General features: G+C 71.8%; 26 protein-coding genes and 1 pseudogene. 13 read left to right on the top strand and 14 right to left on the bottom strand.

Going from position 1 to position 22,276, the window contains the following annotated elements:
• The first annotated feature begins 54 nt into the window (after nucleotides 1–54).
• From PVK74_RS23840 to PVK74_RS23830, 3 genes are all read left to right on the top strand, one after another.
• Nucleotides 55–393, top strand: coding sequence for a YkvA family protein (locus PVK74_RS23840; RefSeq protein ID WP_043327093.1), 339 nt, complete (start codon nucleotides 55–57; stop codon nucleotides 391–393).
• Between the two features lie 22 nt (nucleotides 394–415).
• Nucleotides 416–829 (top strand): pyridoxamine 5'-phosphate oxidase family protein, encoded by a 414-nt coding sequence (locus tag PVK74_RS23835; protein ID WP_104115880.1) that lies wholly within the window; start codon nucleotides 416–418, stop codon nucleotides 827–829.
• Nucleotides 830–975: 146 nt separating this feature from the next.
• Complete coding sequence (locus tag PVK74_RS23830; RefSeq protein ID WP_064448614.1) at nucleotides 976–1,584, top strand: C39 family peptidase; 609 nt, start codon at nucleotides 976–978, stop codon at nucleotides 1,582–1,584.
• 77 nt (nucleotides 1,585–1,661) lie between these two features.
• Here the strand turns inward: PVK74_RS23830 and PVK74_RS23825 are convergent, their stop codons facing one another.
• A complete protein-coding gene (locus tag PVK74_RS23825; RefSeq protein ID WP_043327099.1) occupies nucleotides 1,662–1,844 on the bottom strand; it encodes an antitoxin in 183 nt (60 codons plus the stop codon).
• Between the two features lie 129 nt (nucleotides 1,845–1,973).
• On the opposite strand from PVK74_RS23825, the gene PVK74_RS23820 reads away from it, so the two are divergent.
• On the top strand, nucleotides 1,974–3,107 hold the full coding sequence (locus PVK74_RS23820) for an AI-2E family transporter (protein ID WP_274477249.1): 1,134 nt from the start codon (nucleotides 1,974–1,976) through the stop codon (nucleotides 3,105–3,107).
• 11 nt (nucleotides 3,108–3,118) lie between these two features.
• On the opposite strand, the gene PVK74_RS23815 is transcribed toward PVK74_RS23820, so the two are convergent.
• Nucleotides 3,119–3,772 (bottom strand): dienelactone hydrolase family protein, encoded by a 654-nt coding sequence (locus PVK74_RS23815; protein WP_043327103.1) that lies wholly within the window; start codon nucleotides 3,770–3,772, stop codon nucleotides 3,119–3,121.
• A gap of 424 nt (nucleotides 3,773–4,196) precedes the next feature.
• Between PVK74_RS23815 and PVK74_RS23810 the strand changes: the two genes are divergently transcribed.
• The 3 genes from PVK74_RS23810 to PVK74_RS23800 all read left to right on the top strand — a co-directional run bounded on the left by PVK74_RS23810 (nucleotide 4,197) and on the right by PVK74_RS23800 (nucleotide 5,147).
• Nucleotides 4,197–4,589, top strand: a complete 393-nt coding sequence (locus PVK74_RS23810; protein ID WP_030503529.1) for a MerR family transcriptional regulator — start codon at nucleotides 4,197–4,199, stop codon at nucleotides 4,587–4,589.
• Nucleotides 4,559–4,906, top strand: coding sequence for a thioredoxin family protein (locus PVK74_RS23805; RefSeq protein ID WP_064448789.1), 348 nt, complete (start codon nucleotides 4,559–4,561; stop codon nucleotides 4,904–4,906). Before PVK74_RS23810 ends, PVK74_RS23805 begins: the two co-directional genes overlap by 31 nt.
• A 61-nt stretch (nucleotides 4,907–4,967) precedes the next feature.
• Complete coding sequence (locus tag PVK74_RS23800; protein WP_030503531.1) at nucleotides 4,968–5,147, top strand: hypothetical protein; 180 nt, start codon at nucleotides 4,968–4,970, stop codon at nucleotides 5,145–5,147.
• 43 nt (nucleotides 5,148–5,190) lie between these two features.
• Here PVK74_RS23800 and PVK74_RS23795 read toward each other — a convergent pair whose 3' ends face one another.
• From PVK74_RS23795 to PVK74_RS23785, 3 genes are read right to left on the bottom strand one after another with little or no spacing between them, the layout of a single operon-like run.
• Entirely contained in the window at nucleotides 5,191–7,560 is a 2,370-nt protein-coding gene (locus tag PVK74_RS23795) for a glycoside hydrolase family 65 protein (protein ID WP_043327109.1), read from the bottom strand.
• Nucleotides 7,557–8,309, bottom strand: a complete 753-nt coding sequence (locus PVK74_RS23790; protein ID WP_274477247.1) for an HAD family hydrolase — start codon at nucleotides 8,307–8,309, stop codon at nucleotides 7,557–7,559. The genes PVK74_RS23795 and PVK74_RS23790 overlap by 4 nt, the downstream gene beginning before the upstream one ends.
• Before the next feature lie 46 nt (nucleotides 8,310–8,355).
• Nucleotides 8,356–8,823 (bottom strand): DUF4442 domain-containing protein, encoded by a 468-nt coding sequence (locus PVK74_RS23785; protein WP_030503534.1) that lies wholly within the window; start codon nucleotides 8,821–8,823, stop codon nucleotides 8,356–8,358.
• 131 nt (nucleotides 8,824–8,954) lie between these two features.
• On the opposite strand from PVK74_RS23785, the gene PVK74_RS23780 reads away from it, so the two are divergent.
• Both PVK74_RS23780 and PVK74_RS23775 read left to right on the top strand, forming a co-directional pair.
• Nucleotides 8,955–10,133 carry a Fic family protein gene (locus PVK74_RS23780; RefSeq protein ID WP_274477246.1) on the top strand — a complete coding sequence of 393 codons (1,179 nt, stop codon included), beginning with the start codon at nucleotides 8,955–8,957 and terminating at the stop codon, nucleotides 10,131–10,133.
• A gap of 67 nt (nucleotides 10,134–10,200) precedes the next feature.
• Complete coding sequence (locus tag PVK74_RS23775) at nucleotides 10,201–10,725, top strand: hypothetical protein (protein ID WP_209959767.1); 525 nt, start codon at nucleotides 10,201–10,203, stop codon at nucleotides 10,723–10,725.
• A 70-nt stretch (nucleotides 10,726–10,795) separates the two neighbouring features.
• Here PVK74_RS23775 and PVK74_RS23770 read toward each other — a convergent pair whose 3' ends face one another.
• Nucleotides 10,796–11,752 carry a sulfotransferase family protein gene (locus tag PVK74_RS23770; RefSeq protein WP_274477245.1) on the bottom strand — a complete coding sequence of 319 codons (957 nt, stop codon included), beginning with the start codon at nucleotides 11,750–11,752 and terminating at the stop codon, nucleotides 10,796–10,798.
• Here PVK74_RS23770 and PVK74_RS23765 point away from each other — a divergent pair.
• Together PVK74_RS23765 and PVK74_RS23760 are read left to right on the top strand one after the other, a co-directional pair.
• Nucleotides 11,751–12,455: pseudogene (locus PVK74_RS23765) on the top strand (nucleoside/nucleotide kinase family protein); the annotation flags it as partial. The gene PVK74_RS23770 and the pseudogene PVK74_RS23765 overlap by 2 nt on opposite strands.
• The gene (locus PVK74_RS23760) at nucleotides 12,438–12,863 is read left to right on the top strand and encodes a YybH family protein (RefSeq protein ID WP_307849668.1); all 426 of its coding nucleotides are present in this window, start codon (nucleotides 12,438–12,440) and stop codon (nucleotides 12,861–12,863) included. The pseudogene PVK74_RS23765 and the gene PVK74_RS23760, both read left to right, overlap by 18 nt.
• 16 nt (nucleotides 12,864–12,879) lie before the next feature.
• On the opposite strand, the gene PVK74_RS23755 is transcribed toward PVK74_RS23760, so the two are convergent.
• The 3 genes from PVK74_RS23755 to PVK74_RS23745 all read right to left on the bottom strand — a co-directional run bounded on the left by PVK74_RS23755 (nucleotide 12,880) and on the right by PVK74_RS23745 (nucleotide 14,204).
• The gene (locus tag PVK74_RS23755; protein WP_274477244.1) at nucleotides 12,880–13,068 is read right to left on the bottom strand and encodes a DUF397 domain-containing protein; all 189 of its coding nucleotides are present in this window, start codon (nucleotides 13,066–13,068) and stop codon (nucleotides 12,880–12,882) included.
• A gap of 156 nt (nucleotides 13,069–13,224) precedes the next feature.
• Nucleotides 13,225–13,413 carry a DUF397 domain-containing protein gene (locus PVK74_RS23750; protein ID WP_209959760.1) on the bottom strand — a complete coding sequence of 63 codons (189 nt, stop codon included), beginning with the start codon at nucleotides 13,411–13,413 and terminating at the stop codon, nucleotides 13,225–13,227.
• A complete protein-coding gene (locus PVK74_RS23745; protein ID WP_209959758.1) occupies nucleotides 13,404–14,204 on the bottom strand; it encodes a helix-turn-helix domain-containing protein in 801 nt (266 codons plus the stop codon). The genes PVK74_RS23750 and PVK74_RS23745 overlap by 10 nt, the downstream gene beginning before the upstream one ends.
• Nucleotides 14,205–14,361: 157 nt before the next feature.
• Here PVK74_RS23745 and PVK74_RS23740 point away from each other — a divergent pair, with 157 nt between their 5' ends.
• Complete coding sequence (locus tag PVK74_RS23740) at nucleotides 14,362–14,610, top strand: hypothetical protein (RefSeq protein ID WP_274477242.1); 249 nt, start codon at nucleotides 14,362–14,364, stop codon at nucleotides 14,608–14,610.
• On the top strand, nucleotides 14,607–14,954 hold the full coding sequence (locus PVK74_RS23735; RefSeq protein ID WP_043327125.1) for a hypothetical protein: 348 nt from the start codon (nucleotides 14,607–14,609) through the stop codon (nucleotides 14,952–14,954). Before PVK74_RS23740 ends, PVK74_RS23735 begins: the two co-directional genes overlap by 4 nt.
• Before the next feature lie 47 nt (nucleotides 14,955–15,001).
• On the opposite strand, the gene PVK74_RS23730 is transcribed toward PVK74_RS23735, so the two are convergent.
• From PVK74_RS23730 to PVK74_RS23710, 5 genes are all read right to left on the bottom strand, one after another.
• Entirely contained in the window at nucleotides 15,002–16,315 is a 1,314-nt protein-coding gene (locus PVK74_RS23730; protein WP_043330711.1) for an ABC transporter ATP-binding protein, read from the bottom strand.
• Between the two features lie 158 nt (nucleotides 16,316–16,473).
• A complete protein-coding gene (locus PVK74_RS23725) occupies nucleotides 16,474–18,657 on the bottom strand; it encodes a bifunctional glycosyltransferase/CDP-glycerol:glycerophosphate glycerophosphotransferase (RefSeq protein ID WP_274477241.1) in 2,184 nt (727 codons plus the stop codon).
• A 16-nt stretch (nucleotides 18,658–18,673) separates the two neighbouring features.
• The gene (locus tag PVK74_RS23720; protein WP_420800506.1) at nucleotides 18,674–20,677 is read right to left on the bottom strand and encodes a DUF5941 domain-containing protein; all 2,004 of its coding nucleotides are present in this window, start codon (nucleotides 20,675–20,677) and stop codon (nucleotides 18,674–18,676) included.
• Nucleotides 20,674–21,417: an ABC transporter ATP-binding protein gene (locus PVK74_RS23715; protein WP_030503547.1), complete on the bottom strand. Its 744-nt coding sequence runs from the start codon at nucleotides 21,415–21,417 to the stop codon at nucleotides 20,674–20,676. Before PVK74_RS23715 ends, PVK74_RS23720 begins: the two co-directional genes overlap by 4 nt.
• Entirely contained in the window at nucleotides 21,418–22,245 is an 828-nt protein-coding gene (locus PVK74_RS23710; protein WP_166455742.1) for an ABC transporter permease, read from the bottom strand.
• Nucleotides 22,246–22,276: the final 31 nt, after the last annotated feature.

Here is a 22,276-nt window from a genome sequence, read left to right as displayed (position 1 = left end):
CGTCACGGCCACGACCCGCGGGCGGCATCGACCCGGCTCGGCTAGCGTGAGGGCGTGTCCCGTGAAGCCTGGGTGCTCGTCGTACTCGCCGCCGTCGTCGCGGCGGCCATGCTGGCCGGGGCGGTCGTGCTCGCCGTCCGGCTGGTCCGCACCCGCCGCATGCTCGGCGCGCTCGGCGCCGGCGGCAAGGTCGCGTTCTACGGCGCGCTGATCTACACGATCCTGCCGGTGGACCTGCTGCCCGACCCGATCTACCTGGACGACATGGGCGTGCTGGCCGGCGCGCTGTTCTACCTGGGCCGGCTGGCCGTCAAGCATCGTGCCGCCCAGGTGGAACAGCGGGCCACCGGGAAGTCCCCGGCGCTGCCGCCCGGCGCGGCGCCCCGCCGATGAGACACGCGAACGAGGAGACGGCATGGCGGGACGGCACCGGTTGGATCCGCACGACGGGCGGGTGGCCCGCTTCTTCGCGGACCGGCATCTCGCCACGCTGACCACGCTGCGCGCCGACGGCACCCCGCACGTCGTACCGGTGGGGGTGACCTTCGACCCGGAGGCCGGCCTGGCCCGGGTGATCACCTCCGCGGGGTCGGCCAAGGCGCGGCACGTCGCCGCGGCCGGACCGGACGGCACTCCGGTGGCGGTCTGCCAGGTCGACGGCCGCTGGTGGCTGACCGTGGAGGGCCGGGCGGCGCTGCGCGGCGACCCGGCTTCGGTGGCCGAGGCCGAACGGCGGTACGCCGAGCGTTATCGCACCCCGCGTCCGAATCCGGAGCGGGTGGTCATCGAGATCGCGGTGACCCGGCTCCTGGGCAGCCTGCCCGACTGAGGCGCTCTGTCCGGTTTCGCGGTGGCCCCGGTCACGCCCGGAAATGAGGCCCGGAAGCAGGGCGGTTGAACTCTCCGTACGCCGAGCGCCACTCCTGGTGCCGCGTCTCCCGCACGGAGCCGTCGACCCCCGAATGGAGCCTCGACATGAACCCGATCATCCGCAAGTGCCTGCTCTCCGTCGCCGGTCTCGCCGCTGCCGGCGGTGCCGTCGCCGGCCCGGCCGCCGCCCACGCGGCCCCGGTCAAGGGCAAGGGTGACCGCACCGCCGACTACGAGTACCAGGCTCAGCCGAACTTCTTCTACTGTGGTCCCGCCTCGGCCCGCATCGCGCTCTCGGCCGAGGGCAAGGACGTGAGCCAGGACGAGCTGGCCGCGAAGCTGGGCACCACCCAGAACGGCACCGACTCCGCCATCGACATCACCCGCGTGCTCAACGAGTACACCGGCGGCAAGTACCGGACCACCGAGATCCGCGACGACGTGGCCACCCCGGAGCAGGTGGCACGCCTGCGCGCGGACATCCGGACCGCCGTGGACGACGACCGGCCGGTGGTGGCGAACATCCTGGGCGGCGCCCGGGACATCGACGGGGTGGAGCACAGCTACCCCGGCCACTACCTGACCGTGGTGCGGTACGAGGGCGACGCCGACACCGTCCTCATCGCCGACCCCGCCCGGCCGGACACGCCGACGTACTGGATGGACGTGACCGAGCTGGCCAACTGGATCGCTGGACGCGGCTACAGCTCCTGACCCCGACGCCACGGCGGCCACGCTCCCTGAGGGGGCGTGGCCGCCGTCGTGTCCGGCGCCGGTGCGGGTGTACGGGGTCAGCGCCCGGTGTCACCCTCGCCGGTCCGCTGCTGCGCCATGTCGACGCCCTTGTCGATCTGGGCGTCGTACTTGCCGCCGGTGCGCTTGTCGGCCGCGTCACCCGCCTTCTCGATGCCCTGGTCGACCTGCTTGTCATGCTTGTCGGCGAAGTCCTTGGCCTTGTCCATGAAGTCGCTCATGTCGGATCTCCCTTCGATACGTTGGAAGCCTTCCCTGGGGCTGGGGGCACAAACACCGGGTGGGCGATTCCCGCCGGGGTGTCGGATCGACGTGCGTCGGGTACCAACGGCCACGATCGAGGAGGCGACGTGGACGCTGATGGATCCGAGCCGACGCGGCCGGCACCGACGACCGGCCCCCGGCAGACCTGGGCGGGGCTGCCCTGGCCGGTACGGACCGCTGTCACCTGGAGCGCCTGTCTCCTCGTGGTGACGGCCGGGTTGTGGCTGCTGGGGCAGATCGCGGTGCTGCTCGCGCCGCTGGCGGTGGCGCTGGCCGGCACGCTCTTCCTCACCGCGCTGCTCGATCCGGTCCTGGTACGCCTGCGCCGGCTGCGGGCGCCGGCCGGGCTCGCCGCGCTGCTCACCGTCCTGCTGTTGCTCGGCATCCTGGGTGGTGCCGGCGTCCTGGTCTGGAATCTCACCGCGAGCCAGTTCGGCGAGCTGAGCCAGCAACTCGATGAGGGGCTGCAACGCACCCGCGACTTCGTCACCTCCAGCCTGCCGGTCACCGATCAGCAGCTCGACCGGCTGGTGGAGCAGATCCGGCAGGGCCTGAGCAGCGGGACGCCCGACCCGGTGGCCGGGGCGCGCAAGGCAGCCGAGGTGGCCGGCGCGATCCTGCTCGCGCTGGTGCTGCTGTTCTTCCTGCTCAAGGACGGCCGTTCGATGTGGCACTGGGTGTTGCGCCGGCTGACCGGTCCGCGCCGGGAGCTGACCGCCGAGGCGGGCCGGGCCGGCTGGCGCACGCTCGGCGCGTACAGCCGGGGCACGATGATCATCGCGGCCATCGACGCCATCGGCATCGGACTGGCGCTTGTCGTGTTGCGGGTCCCGCTGGCCCTGCCGCTCGCCCTGATCACGTTCCTCGGCGGCTTCGTGCCGATCATCGGTGCCACGGTGGCCGGCGCGGTGGCGGTGCTCGTCGCGCTCGCCGCGAACGGTCCCACCACGGCTCTGCTCACGCTCGCCGCGGTGATCGCCGTCCAGCAGATCGAGGGCAACCTGCTGGAGCCACTGGTGATGCGGCGGCAGGTGCAACTGCATCCGGCGGTCATCCTGGTGGTGGTCACCGCCGGCACGCTGGTCGCCGGGGTGGCCGGCGCGTTCGTGTCGGTGCCGATCGCGGCGGTGCTCTGGCGGGTGCTGGACACCGTGCAGCGGCACCGCGCCGAAACCGGCCGCGCCGCCGGGCCGGACCCGGCCGTCGAAGCCGCGGGCTGACGGGCTGCCGCTCAGGCGGGGTGCGGCTGGCGCAGGTGGGTGGTGAACCAGGTACCTGCCTGGTCGGCCACCTGCTCCAGCGTGCCGGGCTCCTCGAACAGGTGGGTGGCGCCGGGCACGATCCGCAGCTCCGCCACCTCGCCGAGCGCGTCCCGGGCCTGCTCGTTGAGCACGATCACCTGCTCGTCCAGGCCGCCGACGAGCAGCAGCGTCGGTGCGCGTACCGCGGTCAGTGAGCTGCCGGCCAGGTCGGGCCGGCCGCCCCGGGAGACCACCGCGGCCACCCGGTCCGGCCGGGCCGCCGCGGCGACCAGGGCGGCGGCGGCGCCGGTGCTGGCGCCGAACAGCCCGATCGGGAGCCGCCCCAGCTCCGGGTCGGCGCCCATCCAGTCGACGATTCCGGCCAGGCGCTCGGCCAGCATCCCGATGTCGAAGCGCAGTTCGGCGGTGACCTCGTCCCGCGCCTCCTCGTCGGCGGTCAGCAGGTCGACCAGCACGGTGGCCAGCCCACGGTCGTTGAGCGCGCGCCCGACGGCCGTGTTGCGCGGGCTGTGCCGCGAGCTGCCGCTCCCGTGCGCGAACAGCACCACCCCACCGGCCCCGCCGGGCACACTGACATCCCCGACGAGCCCTCCGTCGACAACAGGCACCGAAACCTCACGCATATCCCTCCACCCCCCCGCCCACCCGATACCCCCCAACCGCACGATCATGAAGTTGACGGCCCAGAAAGCGCTTCCCCACGCCGCCAACTTCATGATCACGCCCATCCGGGCAAGACCACGGGAGATCTTGGTACGAAACGGCCCCTGGAGGGGCCGTTTCGTACCAAGATCCACGGGGACGCCACCCCAGCCCCACCGGACCCCGCCCCGACGGGGTCGATCATGAAGTTGGCGGCAGATTTGGAGATCCACAACGCCGTCAACCTCATGATCGACGGGGACAGCCAGCGGGGATCCCGGCGGGGAACGCCGCGCGGGGACGCCGCGCGGGGAACGCCGCGCGGGGAGGCCGCGCGTGCGGGGTTGCGTTGACGTCGGCGGCAAGGTTTAGCGTCGATTCACCAGGCAGGGACGGGGGCGGCGGATGCGGATCGGGGAGCTGGCGCGGCGGGCCGGTACGAGCACCCGCACCCTGCGCTACTACGAGACCCACGGCCTGGTCCGGCCGGGCCGGTCCGCCAACGGGTACCGGGTCTACGACGAGGCGGAACTGCGCGTCGTCCGCGAGATCCGCTCCCTGCTGGCGATCGGGTTCGGCCTGGACGACATCCGCCCGTTCGTCGCCTGCCTGCGCGCGGGGAACGACTCCGGTGACGTCTGCCCCGATTCGGTGGCGGTGCTGCGGCGCAAGCTCGCCGAGGTGGACGACTACCTCGACCGGCTCGGCGACGTCCGCCGCCGCCTGCACGACCAGCTCGCCCACGCGATCGCCCAACGGGAGGAAACATGCCTCAGGACACGGGGACCGGCCGGCTGACCCCGGTCACCGACGACACCTTTACGGCCACCGTGCTGGCCGCCGACCGGCCCGTGGTGGTCGACTTCTGGGCCGAGTGGTGCCCGCCGTGCCGGGTGGTGTCGAAGCACCTGGCCGAGCTGGCCGAGGAGTTCGGCGACGCGCTGCGCTTCGTCACCCTCAACACCGACGAGAACCCGGCCACCACCCGCGCCCACCGGATCATGTCCGCGCCGACCATGCTGGTGTTCCGGGACGGCGAGGTGGTCGGCTCGATCGTCGGCTCCCGCCCCAAGGACCACCTGCGGCGCAGCTTCGCCCGCCACCTGGACGGTTGAGCCGCCGCCGGGCGGGAACGCGCGGGGTGACCACGGACCCCGACGGATCGCGAGGATCGTCATGGCGAAACAGGACAGGTCCCGGGAACAGGAACTCACCGACCAGGAGCGCCGCAAGCGGGAGCTTGAGGGCTCGCCGGACTGGGCCGACCGCGCCTCGACGGCGCGGACATCCGACGATCCGCGGGCCACGGCGCCGCGCGACGCCGGCGGGCGCCCGTCCAACGGCCGCCAGTTCTGAGGGTACGCGTACCGAGCGGTCCCGCCTCTTTCGGGCGGGACCGCTACATGCGTTCCGGCAGGTGCATCAGCGGCGCGCGGCCCTGCGGCTGCTCCGGCTGCGGCTCGGTCGGGTGCTCGGGCGGGATCGGCACGGTGACCGGCTGCGCCGAGGTGACCCGCAGCGGCTCGCCGTGGTGCCGCAGCTCCACCACCGTGTCCGGGCCGCCGTTGCGCAGCGAGTACGTGGTCTGGTGCGGCCGCACGTCGACGCGCAGTCGCATCCCGCGCCACTGGAGCGAGAACTCCAGTCGGCTGAGGCGGCTGGAGAGCCGGGGCGCGAAGGAGAGCGTCCCGTCGTGGTCCCGCAGGCCGCCGAATCCGGCGACGAGCGCGATCCAGGCGCCGGCCAGGGACGCCATGTGCACGCCGTCGCGGGTGTTCTCGTTCAGGTCGTGCAGGTCCATCAGCGCGGCCTCGCGCAGGTAGCGGTGGGCCAGTTCGAGGAAGCCGACCTCGGCCGCGAGCACCGCCTGGGTGCAGGCGCTCAACGACGAGTCGCGTACGGTGCGCCGCTCGTAGTAGACGAAGTTGCGCAGTTTCTCGGCGGCGCTGAACGCGTCGCCCCGCCAGTGCATGGCCAACACCAGGTCGGCCTGCTTGACGACCTGCTTGCGGTAGAGGTCGAAGTACGGGTAGTGCAGCAGCAGCGGGTACTTCTCCGGTGGCGTGTGCTCGAAGTCCCACTCCTGGAACCGGGTGAACCCCTCGACCTGCTCGTGCACCTCGGTCTCGGCGTCGTACGGGACGTGCATGTCGTTCGCGGCGTCCCGCCACGCGGCGGCTTCCTCCTCGGTGACGCCGAGGTCGAGGGCCTGGTCCCGGTAGCGCATCGCGCAGTCCGCGGCGGTACGCAGGTTCCGCTGCGCCATCAGGTTGGTGTAGACGTTGTCGTTCTTCACGGCTGTGTACTCGTCGGGGCCGGTCACGCCGTCGATGTGGAACTGCCCGGCCCGGTCGTGGTGGCCGAGGGATCGCCACAGCCGGGCGGTCTCGACAAGCAGTTCCAGTCCGATCTCGCGTTCCAGTGTCTCGTCGCCGGTGACCAGCACGTAGCGGCGCAGCGCGTCGGCGACGTCGGCGGCGATGTGGAACGCGGCGGTTCCGGCCGGCCAGTACGCCGACGACTCGGGTCCTTCGATGGTGCGCCACGGGAAGGCGGCGCCTTCGAGGTTCAGCGTGCGGGCCCGCTCCTGGGCCTGGGCGAGCGTGGCGTGCCGCCACTGCAGCGCGTCGCGGACCGCGCCGGGCTGGGTGTACGTGAGCACCGGCAGCACGAACATCTCGGTGTCCCAGAATGCGTGGCCGTCGTACCCGGGGCCGGTGAGGCCCTTGGCGGAGATCGGCCGCCGTTCCCCGCGGGCGCCGGCCTGGAGCACGTGGAAGAGGCCGAAGCGGACGGCCTGCTGGACCTCCGGGTCGCCTTCGACGCGCACGTCGGCGGCGTCCCAGAACGCGTCGAGGTATTCCCGCTGCGCCCGGCGCAGCCCGTCCCAGCCGTCGAGCCGGGCCGCGGCGAGCGCCGCGCCGACCTGGTCGCGCAGCGCCGGCAGCGACCGGCGGCTGGACCAGCCGTACGTGAGGTACTTGATCACGTGCAGCTTCTCGCCGGGCTTGAGCACGCAGCCGATGGTGGTGCGGACCCAGTCCTCGTACCCTTCGCTCTCGATCGTGGTGCGTTCGGGGCCGTGCACGTCGTGGCCCATGGCGGCGGCGACCCGCAGGCCGCTGACCTTGGTCCGGTGGATGAGCAGGCCGCCGTCGTCGGTGGTGAGTTCCTCCTCGGCCTGCAGCGGTGACTCCAGTACGGCGGCCACCCGGGGGTCGCGGCTCTGCGGCGGCAGCGTCTCGTTGGCCACCAGCTCGGACTGGAGGATCAGCCGCAGCGGCCCGTCGACCGGCTCCACCTCGTAGTGGATGGCGGCGACCGAGCGCTGGGTGAACGACACCAGCCGGGTGGTGCGGACCTTGACCTCGCGCCCGGCCGGGGAACGCCAGTGCAGGTCGCGTTGGAGCGTTCCGGCGCGCATGTCGAGGACCCGCTCGTGGGCGAGCACCTCGCCGTAGCGGACGTCGAGCGGTTCGTCGTCCACGAGCAGCCGGATCAGTTTGCCGTTGGTGACGTTGACGATGGTCTGCCCGGACTCGGGGAAGCCGAAGCCGGCTTCCGCGTACGGCAGCGGGCGCAGCTCGTAGAAGGAGTTCAGGTAGGTGCCGGGCAGGCCGTGCGGCTCGCCCTCGTCGAGGTTGCCGCGCAGCCCGATGTGCCCGTTGGAGAGCGCGAACACCGACTCGGACTGGGCCAGCACGTCCATGTCGAGGCGTACCTCCCGGACATGCCAGGGCTCGACCGGATACGCCCGTTCCCGGATCACGCGGCCGGCTCCGCCGCGAGCAGTTCGGCGAGGTCGGTGACCACCACGTCGGCGCCGTGCGCCAGCAGTTCGTCGGCCTGGCCGACCCGGTCGACGCCGATCACGTACCCGAATCCGCCGGCCCGTCCGGCGGCCACGCCGGCGAGGGCGTCCTCGAAGACGGCGGCCTGCGCCGGTTCGACGCCGAGCAGCCGCGCGCCTTCCAGGAACGTGTCCGGGTCCGGTTTGCCGCGCAGCCCGTTCGCGCGGGCGACCACGCCGTCGACCCGCGCCTCCAGCCAGCGGTCCAGCCCGGCGGCGTGCACCACGGCGGCGCAGTTGGCGCTGGCCGAGACGACCGCCCGCCGCAGCCCGGCCGCGGTGGCGGCCTCCAGGTAGCGAACCGAACCTTCGTACGCCTCGACGCCGTACTGCTCGATCCGCTGGAGCAGGACGACGTTCTTGCGGTTGCCGAGGCCGTTGACCGTGTCCGCCTCGGGTGGGTCGTCGGGTGAGCCCTCGGGCAGGGTGATGCCGCGCGAGGCCAGGAACGTGCGCACCCCGTCGGCGCGCGGTCTGCCGTCCACGTAACGGTTGTAGTCCGGTCCGGGGTCGAACGGTTGGAACGGCTCGCCGGTTTCGACGGACCGTCGCCGCAGGTAGGCGTCGAACGTCTCCGCCCAGGCGGCGTTGTGCACCTTGGCGGTCTGCGTCAGCACACCGTCCAGATCGAAGAGACACGCGCTCACGTGCGCGGGGAGGCCCAGCATCGCTTGAATCTATCCGGCGCTCGCCCCGGGCAAACCCGTTCAGGGCTCAGCGGTTCGGGCGCAGCGTCCAGATCACGGTGAGCGAGGAGGTGAGCGTGCCGTCCTCGGTGCGCACCTCCACCTCGACCGGGAACTCGGGCCGTCGCCCGGCGTCCAGCTCGGCCAGCACCTCGGCGGGGACACCGCCGAGCCGCGCCGTCGCCAGCACCGGCCCCACCGCCACCTTGAGGTAGCGGATGGTCGCGGTCACGGCCAGGGGTACGGCCCGGTCGAGCACCTGCCCGAACGCGGCCAGGACAACCGCGCCCGAGGCGCTCTCCCCCAGCGTGAACATGGCCCCGGCATGCGGGCCGCCCACGTGGTTGTGGTGCGCCGGGTCGTCGGGGAGCCGGACCACGGCCCGGACCCCGCCCTCGGCCTCGGGCGCCACCTCGACGAACTCGATCCCGAGCGTGCGGGCGAACGGCACGGCGTCGAGGAGACCGGCCGCGACCTGGCGAGAGTCGATGCTCATGCCCGAACGCTACTCGCCGGTAACTTTTCCGGCAAGACACCGGAACACGTTGGCCGAATGTCACTAAATAAGTGACATCCACATCGCCTGACGCTAGCCTTGTCTCTTATTAAGAGACATTGGGACATGAGATGATCTACGCCACCCCAGAACTCAACGATCGCGACGAGACCGTCCTGGCCGAGGTGCATGACATGCGCCGCATGCTCGCCGATGTCCTGCGCACTCCTCGCCGGTGGACCGGTGGCCTCCGGCGCACGATGTTGGCCCGCGCGATTCTCGGCTCCAACAGCATCGAGGGCTACGTGGTCGCCGAGGACGACGCCGCCGCCGCGCTAGACGGCGAGGAGCCGCTGAGCGCCGACCACCGGACCTTCGCCGAGATCCGGGGCTATCGGCAGGCTCTGGGATACGTGCTGCAAACCGCCGGGGATCCGCACTTCCGGTTCGACACGTCGGTGATCCGCAGCATGCACTACATGATGCTCTCGCACGATCTGGGCAAGAGCCCGGGGCAATATCGCAAGGGCCCGATCTACGTCCACGATGAGCGAACCGATGAGCGGGTGTACGAGGGCGCGGACGCCGACCACGTGCCTCACCTCATGGAGGAGCTAACCGAAGATCTACGGTCGGATGTCACCGCCTCTCCGCTCGTCAAAGCAGCCATGGCGCATCTGAACCTGGTGATGATCCATCCGTTCCGTGATGGCAACGGGCGAATGGCACGCGCCCTTCAGACGTTGGTGCTCTCCCGACGCGCGATCGTCGAGCCTGCTTTCTCCAGCATTGAGGAATGGCTGGGCAGCAACACCGAGGACTACTACCGGGTGTTGGCGGTTACCGGACGTGGCCGCTGGAACCCCGAAGGTTCGGCGCACCTCTGGGTGTCGTTCAACCTGCGCGCCCATCACATGCAGGCGCAGACCGTCGCTCGCCGCTTCGAGGAGGCGTCCGGCATCTGGTCGGAGTTGGACGCGATCGTTGCCGAGAACAGGCTCCCTGAGCGGGTGACCGATCTCCTCTACGAGGCAGTCCTGGGCTATCGCATCCGTCGCTCCGGGTACGTCAAACTTGCCGATGTCGAGGACAGGACCGCATCTCGGGATCTGGCCAGCCTTGTCGAGCAGGGCCTTCTGGAAGCACGAGGTGAGCGGCGGGGCAGGCATTACGTCGCCGGCCCCACGCTGGTGACGGTGCGGGAAAGAGTCCATGCTCAGCGCAAACCGATCAGCGACCCCTATCCGGCCATGCCGGTCGTTCTCGCAACCGAGGCTGCCAATACGACCGGCTCAGGTGAACGCTTGTAACCACGGCTTATTTCACGGCGCTGTCGCGGCGTTTCGGCGGCTGTCGACTCCGGGTAGCGAATGGCCCATGAACCGCGATCTCGCGCGCGGGCTGACGGTGGCGTGGGCGCTCCCGGAGTTCCGCGACGGGCTGCGTCACCTCGTCGACCTCGACGAGGTGACAGTGCTGCTGGCCGCACTGTCCCTTCCGGACCGCGACCGCGAGGTCGAGCGCAGCGCGCTGGGCCTGCTGCGGTCCGGGCTCGACAGCACCGAGGTCCGGGAGGCGGTGTTGCTGCTGCTGGAGCGGGACACCGTACGCCGGCCGCTCGTCGCCGCGTCAGTGGAGCCGCTCGCCGACCGTCCCGGCCTGGTCACCGCCGTCACGTCCGCGGCCGAGGACCCCCGGGTACGCCACGAGGTAAGGGCGATGCTGGACAGCCCCGGCGTCCGCGAGCTGATCTGGCGGGCGGCCGACGACCAGGTGAGCGACAACCGGTTCGGGCTGGTCCGCCGGGCGGCGGTGCTGTTCGTCCGGCACCCGAGCGCGCGGCGACTGGCGTGGGCGCTCCGCCGGCACGGCGTGCTCCGCGAACTGCGCCGCAAGGCGTGATCCGGAGCCGCATCACCTGATCGGGCCGGTCAGCTCCGCACAGCGGGGCCGGCCCTCGACAGCTCGGCCGTCACTCGTAGCCCATGGCGGGGATGATCTCGCCCAGTTCCCGCTCGACGTACGCGCGGGTGCCGGCGTCGAACTGGTCGTCGCGGTGCGCGAGCCTGCCCGCCTGGAACGTCGACGCGGTGACGGCGTCCTCGACGCCGAGCCGTTCGAACAGGGCGCGCCGCTGCCCGGCCCAGTCGGCCGCGAGGTCTTCCGCCTTCACCTCGACGTACCGCCGGCTCGTCAGGTCGGCGGCGTTCCTCCTGGCCAGCCATCGCTGGTAGACAGGCACGAGGTAGGCCAGCGCCCCGTCGACTGTTGACGGCGCCCACGGCTGGGCCAGGTGGGAGGCGAGCACGGAGACCGGGTGCCGCGTGATGTGCACGATCGTCGCCTCGGGAAACAGCTCCCAGAGGAAGTCCATGGCGAAGAGGTTGAACGGCGTCTTCTCGCACCACGTCGGCTTGCCCGCGTCGGCCGCCGCGCCGCCGAACAGCGTCTCGACCAGGCCGCGCAGGACGGCGATCAGCTCGGCCCGGTCGCGGAAGTACCTCGGCACGACCCGTCGTCGGCCCGTCGGCCCGAACGGCCCGGTGGGCCGGTCGCCGTCGCCGAAGCCCGCCGCGGGCGCGGGCTCCTCGAAGGCGTCCGCGATCAACAGCGGCCAGAGCTGGTGTACGGCATCCCGGTAGCGCCGTTCGCCGACCAGCTCGGGCACGGTCTTGCCACGATCGTCACGCCGTCCGGGCACCCGTACGGTGAGGAAGTCGCTGAGCCGCTGCAGGGCGTCCTCGCCGACGATGGGGTCGTACCGTTCGGTGAGCGCGTCGGCCAGGTCCCGCAGGCCGCCGGGTTCGACGATGAACTTGGTTTCCATCGGGATCCGGTGGATCAGCGGGTGCTGGCCGATGACGTCGGCGATCCGCGAGGTGCCCGAACGACCTGTGCCCGCGACGAAGACCGGTGAGGGGGACGGCATGGGCGGCAGTGAAACTCCCGGCCGGGCGCAGGGGCAATCCATTTATCCCCGCCGGGAGCTGATCGGCCTCCTGGCCGACGCGGTCGGGTCCGTCACCGTGCCGTACCCGACCCGGGTCGCGGTCGACGGGCCGCCCGCTGCCGGCAAGACCACGCTCGCCGACGAGCTGGCCGCCGTCCTGCGCGCCCGGGGCCGGTACGTCATCCGCGCGACGGTGGACGACTTCCTCTTCCCCCGCGCCCGGCGTTACCGGCGAGGCGAGTTCTCGGCCGAGGGCTGCTACGTCGACACCCACGATCACGGGTCGCTGAACCGGGTGCTGCTCGATCCGCTCGGCCCGGGCGGAGATCGACGCTTCCGGCACACGGTCTACGACCACGCGACGGATACGGTGCTGTCCCCGCCGCCCACGACCGCTCCGGCGGACGCCGTGCTGGTGTTCGACGGTGTCTTCCTCCTGCGCCCGGAACTGGTCGACCGGTGGGAGCTGCGCGTCTTCGTGTCCACCGCGCTCGACAAGACGGTGGACCGTGCCGTGATCCGCGAGAGCCGCGTGTCGACGAGAGCCGACGTCGAGCGGCGCTGGCACGAGCGGTACCTTCCCGCCCAGCGGCTCTACTTCGCCACTGCCCGCCCGGCCGAGCACGCCGACGTCGTCGTGCACAACGACGACCCCGGGCGGCCGATGTGGGAGATCCGGGCGGGCGGGGATGGCAGGCTGGCAGCCATGGACAGGAATCGGGTGGCCGCCTGGATCGCGGCGTACGAGCAGGCGTGGCGCACACCGGGCACTGCGGCGCTCGGCACGATGTTCACGCCCGACGCGACCTACCAGCAGGGGCCGTACCGGGATCCGGTGGTCGGCCTGCCCGCCATCGTCCGCATGTGGGACAGCGAACGCGACGGACCCGACGAGGTCTTCCAGATGACCTCGGAGGTCGTCGCGGTCGACGGCGACACCGCTGTGGCCCGGGTGCAGGTCCGGTACGGCGACCCGGTCCACCAGGAGTGGCGCGACCTCTGGATCATGCGGTTCGCCGAGGACGGCCGCTGCCAGTCGTTCGAGGAGTGGCCGTTCGCGCCGGAACGGCGGACCACCGCCGCCGGGTGACGACGGCGGTCGCTGCCTAACCCCGCTTCGCGTACGCGACGAACGCCGCCCAGCTCGACGACGTGAACCTCAGCGCCGGCCCCTGCCGGTCCTTGCTGTCCCGCACCCCCACCACGCCGGGCAGATTGTCCGCCACCTCCACGCAGTCGCCGCCATTACCGCTGCTGCGGGTGCTCTTGCGCCAGATCGCGCCGGTCAACTCCATCGCTTCGCCGCCTCCGAGATCGCCGCCAGAGTCTCCCCGTGCGGCATCGCCTCCGCACGGCACGACGTCCAGCTCTGCCACTCATTGATGAGCCGAGCACGAACGCTGATCGTCGGGCCAGCGTTCGCGACCCGGCTGCCGGTTGACCGCTACGGGTCAGGCGCGCTTGGCGTACGCGACGAACGCCGCCCAGCTCGACGACGTGAACGTCAGCGCCGGCCCCTGCCGGTCCTTGCTGTCCCGCACCCCCACCACGCCGGGCAGGTTGTCCGCCACCTCCACGCAGTTGCCGGAATTGCCGCTGCTGCGGGTGCTCTTGCGCCAGATCGCGCCGGTCAACTCCATCGCTTCGCCGCCTCCGAAATCGCCGCCAGAGTCGCCCCGTGCGGCATCGCCTCCGCGCGGACGGACTCCCAGGTCTGTCGCAGTAAGTTCACGTCCACCGTCCGCTCCACGATTGTGCCGTGCAACTGGTTATCGAGGTAGCCCACGTCGTCGCCGTCGGCGGGGGTGGCGAGCACGAACGCACCGTTGAGCCCGGGATAGGCGCCGACCGTCTCCGGGACCAGGTGTAGGTGCACACGCGGCCGGCGGCCCATCTCGACCAGATGCTCCAACTGCTCGCGCATCACCTTCGGCCCGCCGACCGCCCGGCTCAGCACCGAGTGGTCGAGCACCGCCACGAACTGCGGCGGCGCGGGCCGATCCAGCACCGGCTGGCGGGCCAGCCGCGCGGCTACCTGCTGCTCCATCGCTTCACCGACGAGTGGACTCGCGCCCTCGTGCAACGCACGGATGTACTCCTCGGTCTGCAACAACCCGGGAACAACCAGCGGCTCGAAGCTACGCAGTGAGGCAGCTTCCTGCTCGATGCTCACCCACTCGCGGAACCACGGCATCAGCGCCTCCTGCATCAGCGCGTCCCGGATCCGCACCAGCAGGCCGCCGCCGTTCAGCACCTCGTCGCAGCGCTCGGTGAACTCGGCGCGCGGCGCGCGGCGGCACTGCTCGACGGCCGCCACCAGCGACGCCGAATAGCTCACCCGCTCGCCCAGCGCCTCCTGGGTAAGCCCCGCATCGGTACGTAACCGACGTAGCTCACCGGCGAACAGTTCCCACAACGGCACACGGATCATCTGCACACCTCTGCACACGGCTGCACACGGAAATCGGCCGGTCGGACGGCCGGGAAGGTGGGGGTGGAACGCCTTCCGACCCTAGCGGCGCGGTGACGAGACTGTCACGCAGTGGAATCGAATTCGTCCGATTCCCGCTACCGAGAGGAGTTGCGCCGTGCGACTGCGCTGGTTCCGCTGCCGGGGTGCGTCGGCACCGACACTGCCCCAGCGGGTACGGGGCGACAATCTGCCGGACTGGATGCGGCAGCCCACCCGTCCACTCCCGACGATGGGTCCCGGCCGGGTCGGCAACCTCACCCCGGCCCAGCAGTGGCGGGCGAACGGCGGTCGCTGGCCGGTCCCGGAGCAGCGCGGCGGCGACGCCGGCAACCGGCGGGACGGCCACCACGAGGAGCCTCGGTGATCAGCCACCAGCTCGGGCAGCCGCCGGACGGACCCAAGCCGGATCGACCTCGGCCGTACCCGTTGCACGCCACCCCGCACACGCCGCTGCGTCCGATGTGGTGCTGCCGGGCCTGCGGCCAGCCGTGGCCGTGCCCGACGGCCCGTCTGCTGCTGCGCAGCGAGTACGAGGACAACCGGATCGGGCTGTCCATCTACCTGTGCGGGCTGCTGTACGAGGCGACGCGCGACCTCTACCGGCTGAACCCGAACGACGCGCCCGCCCCGGCCGACATGTTCGCCCGCTTCGTCGGCTGGGGCCCGTACCGCCGTCACCCGCCCGTCCCTCCGGGCGGCGGCTGTTAATAAGGGGCCCTTCCTCTACCGGAGGCGTTAACAGGGTGCCCTTCCTTTCACCGCCAGCCGACGTCGATGCGGTCGCCTCGCTCGTCGAAGAAGTGCAGCGCGTCCATCCGCACCTGCACGGCGAGCGGGTGCCCGGGCGACACCTGCGGGTACGGCGCGAGCCGTACCGCCAGTTCCGCCGGACGACGGTGGTGGCGGCCCGGGTCGGGCAGCACGCTCGTGCGGTTGCCGCCACCCCCGCCGGCCTCCGGTGCCGGGGCTGACGCCTCCGTCGCGCGGCCGGTGAGCCGCTGCATCACCTGGTTGAACCGGCGCAGGCCGCGCTGGCCCGGTGCGGCCTGCTCCACCTGGGTGCCCATCTCGTCGACCACGATCGCGGTGGCGCCGATGTCGAGGAACGCGAGTGACTCGTGGCCGTGGTGCTCCAGGTAGCGGATGCGCCCGTGCAGCACGTCACCGGCGGTGTCCGGGGCGACCGGGGTGAGCGCCTCGGCCCGCATGCCGACCACGATCCGCTCGCCGTGGTAGTGCGCCACCGCCCGGCTGCGGATGTCGTCCCAGGGCAGGTAGAGCGACTGCTCGCCGAGGTTCAGCGCGACGTACCGGTCGAGGTGCACGTAGACCGACGCCTCCAGCAGGTTCATCCGGGGGCTGCCCAGGAACGCGGCGACGTAGAGCGTGGCCGGCCGCCCGTACACCTGGGTGGGGGTGCCCACGTCCTGGAGCACGCCCTTGCGCATGATCGCGACGCGGTCGGCCATGGTCAGCGCCTCGGCCTGGTCGTGGGTGACGTAGATGGTGGTGACGCCGAGTTCGCGGGTGAGGCCGGAGATCTCCGCCCGCAGTTCGGCGCGCAGCCCGCTGTCCAGGTTCGACAGCGGCTCGTCCATGAGGAACAGGCCGGGCCGGCGCACTATCGCCCGCCCCATGGCGACCCGCTGCCGCTGGCCGCCGGAGAGCTGGCTGGGTTTGCGCGCGAGTACGTCGCCGATGCCGAGCGCGCTCGCCACGTCCTGGATCCGCTCGCCGCGCGGGCCGGGCTCGATGCCGGAGAGCCGCAGCGGGAAGCCGATGTTGTCGCCGACCGTCATGTGCGGATAGAGCGCGAAGTCCTGGAAGACCATGGCGATCTTCCGGTCGCGTGGCGGCAGGTCGTTGGCCAGCTCACCGCCGAGCAGGATCGCGCCGGAGGACGGGTCCTCCAGCCCGGCGACCATGCGCAGCACCGTCGACTTCCCGCAGCCCGACGGGCCGAGCAGCACCATGAACTCGCCGTCGTTGACGTCCAGATTGATGGTGTCGACCGCGACTGTTCCATCCGGGAACACCTTGGTGACATCCTTGAGCGCGACGGTCGCCACCGCCACCTCCCCAGTTTTCTCTCCCCAAACCCGGGAATGACTGTGACCAGGATCATCTGATTCGCACATCGGGTAAACGTGCCATGTTCGGCTCGTGACAGTCCTATTAAGCGGTATTCGCCGGGCTCCGCAGTTAAGTGACCTGCCGGTAACCACTTTTACGGCATTTCGCCGAGGAACACGCGGCGTACCACGCGCTCGGCGGCGTGCCCGTCGTCCAGCGCGCAGAACCGCGACCGGAACGCCGCCCGGGCCCGCTCGGCCGCCTCGTCGTCGACCGCGCCGGACCGGAACACGTCGAGCAGCCCGGGGAAGTCCAGCGCGACGGTGCCCGGCGGCTCGGCCAGCAGGTCGAAGTAGACGCCCCGGGCCACCCGGTAGGCGTCCCAGTCCGGCGCGTAGACCACTATCGGCCGGTCCAGCACCGCGTAGTCGAACATCGCCGAGGAATAGTCGGTGATCAGTACGTCCGCCGCCAGGTAGAGGTCCTCCACCCGGTCGTACGCGCTCACGTCCAGCACGCCGTCCGCCGCCGGTCCCCGGGGATGCCGCTCCCGGTCGTGGAAGTAGTGGCTGCGCATCAGCAGCCGGCCCCGGGGCCCGAGCACGTCGAGCATCCGGTCCGGGTCGAACGGTGGCCGCCACCCGGGCAGGTGCTCGCGGTGCGTCGGCGCGTAGAGCACCACGTACTCGTCGGGTGCGATGCCCAGCGCGGCGCGGACCTGGCCGCGGTCCTCGGCGGTGGCCAGCGCCAGCCGGTCGTTGCGCGGGTAGCCGACCTCGAGCGTGGTGTAGTCCGCCGGGTACGCCCGCTCCCACATCTGCGTGGAGAAGCTGTTCGACGTGATGCTGTAGTCCCAGCGGTCGACCCGGCGCAGCAGGCCGGCGAAGTCCATCCCCATCGCGCCCACCGGGTAGCGCTGCTGGTCCAGCCCCATCACCTTGACCGGCGTGCCGTGGTGGGTCTGCACGTGCACCGAGCCCGGCCGCTTGCGGACGAAGTCCGGGAAGTTGACGTTGTTGACCAGCCAGCGGGCACGCGCCAGCACGCGGTGGTACTCGCGGGTGCCGGCCACCACGTACTCGACACCAGGCGGCAGCGCGGCCACCCGGTCGCGGCGGACGATCCAGACGCCGCGCACCTGCGGCGCGAGCCGGCGGGCCGCCTCGTAGATCGCCGCCGGGTTGCACGAGTAGCCCCGGTACCAGTAGGCCGCGTACACGGCGAGCGTCGGGTCGACCGGCCGGTGCAGCTCGGCCCGGTAGTACTCGCCCAGCGCCAGGTCACGGGCCCGCCGGGCGGCACGCCGCACCACCGGCGTGACCCGTCGCCGGGCCCGCCGCGCGGTCCGCCGGGCCGTCTCCGTCGCCTGGTGCGCCTCGCGCAACGCGCTGAACGTCCGCCATCGGCCGGCCGCCACCAGCCGGTGCTTGAGCCCTTCCGGGCCGGGCGGGACCGGGTAGCCCTCGGGCGGCAGGAACCGCACGTAGTCGGCGTGCATCTGGGCGAAGAACGGCGCGCGCAGCTCGGGGGCGATCCGGTCGCCGTTGCCGAGCACCGTCAGGTAGTGCCAGATCATCCGCTCGAAGACCGCCGGTCGCAGCCCGGTCACCCGCCAGCGGTCCATCAGCCCGAACACCCGGTGCCACTGGGCGAAGACCTCGAAGTGCCGGTCCCCCCGGGTCTTCGTGATCGCGCCGGTGCGGCGCTGCCGGTAGTTCAGGCAGATCCGGTCGAGTACGCCGATCCGCCCGGCGGCCATCAGCGCCGGATAGCTGAACGAGACGTCCTCGTACCAGCCCGGCTCGAAGCGCAGGCCGCGCTCGATCAGGAACTCCCGCCGTACCACCCGGTTCCACGCGGTGTGCAGCAGCTTCAGCGTCTCCGGCCGGTCCCGCAGCGTGAACGTCGTCGCGCCGGGCGGCACCGGGAACACCTCGCGCATCGCGCTGCGGGTGCCGATGTTGTTCCAGTGCGCCCGGACGTGGTCCACGATCAGCACGTCCGGCGCGGTGTCGCGGAGCCGGTCCGCGACGTGCGGCAGGCAGCCGGGCACCAGCCAGTCGTCCCCGTCGACGAACCACACGTACTCGCCGACGGCCCGGTCCAGCCCGATGTTGCGGGCCGGACCGAGCCCCACGTTCTCGGCGAGGCGCACCGGGCGGACCCGGGGGTCGCGCAGCGCGTACTCGGCCAGGATCTCGCCGCTGTCGTCGGGGGAGGCGTCGTCGACGCCGATCACCTCGATGTCGGCGAACGGCTGGTCGAGGATCGAGTCGAGACATTCCCGCAGGTAGCCCTGCACCTTGAAGGCCGGCACGACGAAGCTGATCAAGGTCACCCCGGCCCGCCCTCCGTCAGCCCGGCGAGCGCACACCCCCACGGGCGCGGGCCGGCAGGACCACCCAGGCGAGGACCACGCTCGCGACAAAAACCACGAGAAGGTACGCACCGAGTGTAGCCAGAGCGATACTCGCATATCCGGCGATCAGCCCGATTGCCAGCAGCAGGGAACGCCCCGGCCAGCCCAGCGTGGCGGCGTGCAGCGGCGGAGCCGACTGCCGCTTCTCCAGCCGGGCGGTCAGGTCGTAGTGGTGCAGCGTCAGCACCAGCACGTACCCGAAGATCAGCCAGGCCGGTGCCCGGCCCGCCACCCCGACCGCGATGGCGAACAGATACTCGGCGGCCCGCAACGCAGCCGGCACCAGCCAGTCCAGCGACCCGTCGTGCGGCGCCCGCGAAGCCTGCGCGGCGCCCAGCAGCAGCACCAGCGCGAGCACCGGCACCCAGACCGGCAGGTCGCCGCCGCCGTGCACCGCGAGCAGCGCCCACACCAGCGTCCCCGCCGAGCCGAGCGCGCCGAGCACCGCCAGCAGCAGCGGCCGCCGCGTGGTCGGCAGCGTCCGCGCCAGCACGCCGTCGTCACGGTGCAGACCCGCGTCCACAGTGGCCATCACCGGCACCCGCATCCACCGCGCCCGCAAGGTCCGCAACCCCCCGGTGTACGCGAACGCCAGCGTCCCCCAGACCAGCACCGCGACCAGCGCCACCAGCGGCCCGAACAGCGCGGCGGCGATCGCGATCAGCGCCCACCGCTCCCCGATCGGGAACACCACAGTGCGCTTCAGCCAGTACGACACCGAGCCGGTGTCCGCCTGCACCCGCGTCGACGCGGCGTTCAGCTTCCCGCCGATGCCGCCCGCGTCGGCGGTCACCACCTTCGGCCGCCGGGCCGCCTCGTCGTGCAACGCCCCGTACCAGGTGTCGGTCATGTGCCGCACGGTCTGCAACGTCATCGCGGCCAGCGCCAGCGCCCAGCCGTACCGGAACCCGGCATGCGTGGCCCCGAAGCCGAGCCCGGCGTAGACCACGTACTCCTTGAAGCGGTCGGCCATCGTGTCCAGCCAGCCGCCCCAGGCGCTGAAGTGCCGGGTGTAGCGGGCCAGTTGCCCGTCCACGCAGTCGAGCACGAACCCCAGGTAGAGCAGGACCGCCCCGGCCACCAGCGCGGGCCGTCCACCGACGCCGAACAGCACCGCCGCGGCCACCGCGAACGCCACCGAGACCATGGTGACCCCGGTCGGGCCGATCCCGATGCGCGCCGCCGCCTTCGTGACGTACGGGGACCAGGTGCTGACGAAGAACGTGGTGAAGAAGTCGTCCCGCTCCTTCACCGACAGCTTCAACTCGGCCCGGTCCTCGTCGACAGCGGCCACCGCCGCCTCGGCCGCATCCCGCTGCGCCTCGTCGCCGACCCGGTGCGCCACGAGCAGACGTACCCGCTGGGCGAAGATCAGCGTGCCGCGGGCGGCGAGGTCGGCCACGAGCCGGTCCACCGCGTTCCGCGGCCCGCCGTCCGTTGCGCCGACGCCCGGCGCGGACGCCGGGTCGGTCAGGCGCGCGTCCGGCGCATCCGGCGCGGCGCCTGCGGCGCGGCGGGCGGCGTCGGCGACCGCCGGCAGGTCGGCCGCGCCCACCCGCAGCGCGCCGCCGAACACGCCGGTCGCGTCGGCGGCGTCGACCTCGACCACCTGGCCGCGCTCCTCGCGCACGGTGGCCTGCCCGGGAGCGGGCGGATCGGTGAGCACCAGCGCCACCGTCGGCCCCACCGGGCTGGTCGCGAGATGCTTGAGTACGGCGGTGTGCGCCACCAGGTCCGCGCCGCTCACCAGCACCGGGCCGGTCGCGGCGGCCACCAGGTCGGCCAGCTCGGTCAGGTCGGCGGCGATACGCACGTCGTCCGCCCCGGCCCGGCGCCACTGCGCGGCCAGGCGCTCGGTGAGCGGTTCCCCGGCGGGCCGGCCAGGCTCGGTGAGGTGGCCCGCCGCCGGGTCGGCGGCGAGCACGATCGCGAGCGTCACCGCTTCGCCGCGTCGGCGTAGGCGGCCAGCGCCTCGTCGATCGTCCCGTCGACGATCAGCCGTCCGGCGTCGAGGTAGAGCCCCCGACGGCAGAACCGGGTGAGGTCCTTGTCGTTGTGTGACACCAGCACCAGCGTGCGCCCTTCCGCGAGAAGTCGCTCGATGGTCGCATAGCACTTCGCGCGGAACTCCGCGTCCCCGACCGCTGTCACCTCGTCCACAAGCAGCACCGGGTGCGGCAGGTGCGCGATCACCGCGAAGCCCAGCCGCACCTTCATCCCCGACGAGTAGTGCCGCACCGACGTGTCGATGGCGCGTTCCACCTGCTCACCGGCGAACGAGACGATCTCGTCGAAGTGTTCCCGCAGGTACGCCGACGACAGTCCGTGCAGCCCGCCCACCAGGTACAGGTTCTCCCGGCCGGTCAGGTCCCCGGAGAACCCGGCGGACAGTTCGAGCAGCGGCGCCACCCGGCCGTGCACCCGGATCGAACCCTCGTCCGGGATGAGCACACCGGCGATCAGCCGCAGCAGCGTGCTCTTGCCGGTGCCGTTGCGCCCCACCACGCCCACCGTCTCGCCCGGTTCGATCCGGAACGACAGGTCACGCAGCGGCCAGAACCGGCCCGCGTCCGGGTCGCGGGCGCCCCGGTGCACGATCAGCTCCCGCAGCCGCAGCTGGCGGCGCCGGTTGCGGACGAACCGGATGCCGAGCCCGTCCGCCTCGATGATCGGGGCCATTCAGAGTTCCTTCAGCACTGCCGGTTCGAGGCGGTGGAACGCCCACCAGCCGAGCGCCAGCACCAACACGCTGCCGGTCACCGTGATGATGAGCAGCCGGGCGTCCGGGAACTCGTCCGGGTACCAGACCGCGTGGTGCAGCTGGAAAATCCCGACCAGCGGGTTCAGCTCGTACCCGATCTTGAGCCAGCCCGGCATGCCCGACTCCCGCACCAGGTCGAGCGGATAGATGATCGGCGTCGCGTAGAACAGCAGCCGGATGATCAGCCGCATGGTGCGTTCGATGTCGCGCATCAGCACGTTGCCCGCCGACAGCAGCAGCGCCAGGCCCACCAGCAGCACGAACTGCACCGCCACCGCCAGCGGCAGGGCGAGCAGGCTCCAGCCGGGGCGGATCTTCCCCTGGCTCGCGTAGATCGCCGCGACGGCGACCAGGATCGGCAGCCCGGCCAGGTACTCGGCGAAGCGCCCGGTGACCCGCCCGATCGGGAAGATCGGCCGGGGCAGGTTCATCGTGGTGATCAGCCGGGCCTGCCCGGTGAGCGCGTTCGCGGCCTCGGTCAGCGCCGAACTCGCCCACATCCAGGCGAAGATCCCGGTGATCAGGAACAGCGGGTACGACCCGGCCGCCTCGCCCAGGTGCCGCCGGGTCGCGCCGGAGTAGAGCACGCCGAAGACGAACCAGTAGATCAGGCCCATGCCGAGCGGTTCGATCAGCGACCAGAAGTAGCCCAGCACCGACTGCTGGTACTTCACCGCGAGGTCCCGGCGGACCAGGATGCGCAGCGAGGTGCGGGCGGACCAGAGCGCCGCGACGCCTGACGTCACCGCATGATGGTCGCTTTGTCAGTAGCGCTCC

Origin of the sequence: Micromonospora chalcea (assembly GCF_028768405.1) — a bacterium.
GTDB lineage: Bacteria > Actinomycetota > Actinomycetes > Mycobacteriales > Micromonosporaceae > Micromonospora > Micromonospora chalcea.
The sequence above is the reverse complement of the archived record's forward strand: the minus strand, read 5'-3'. Positions and strand labels throughout refer to the sequence as shown.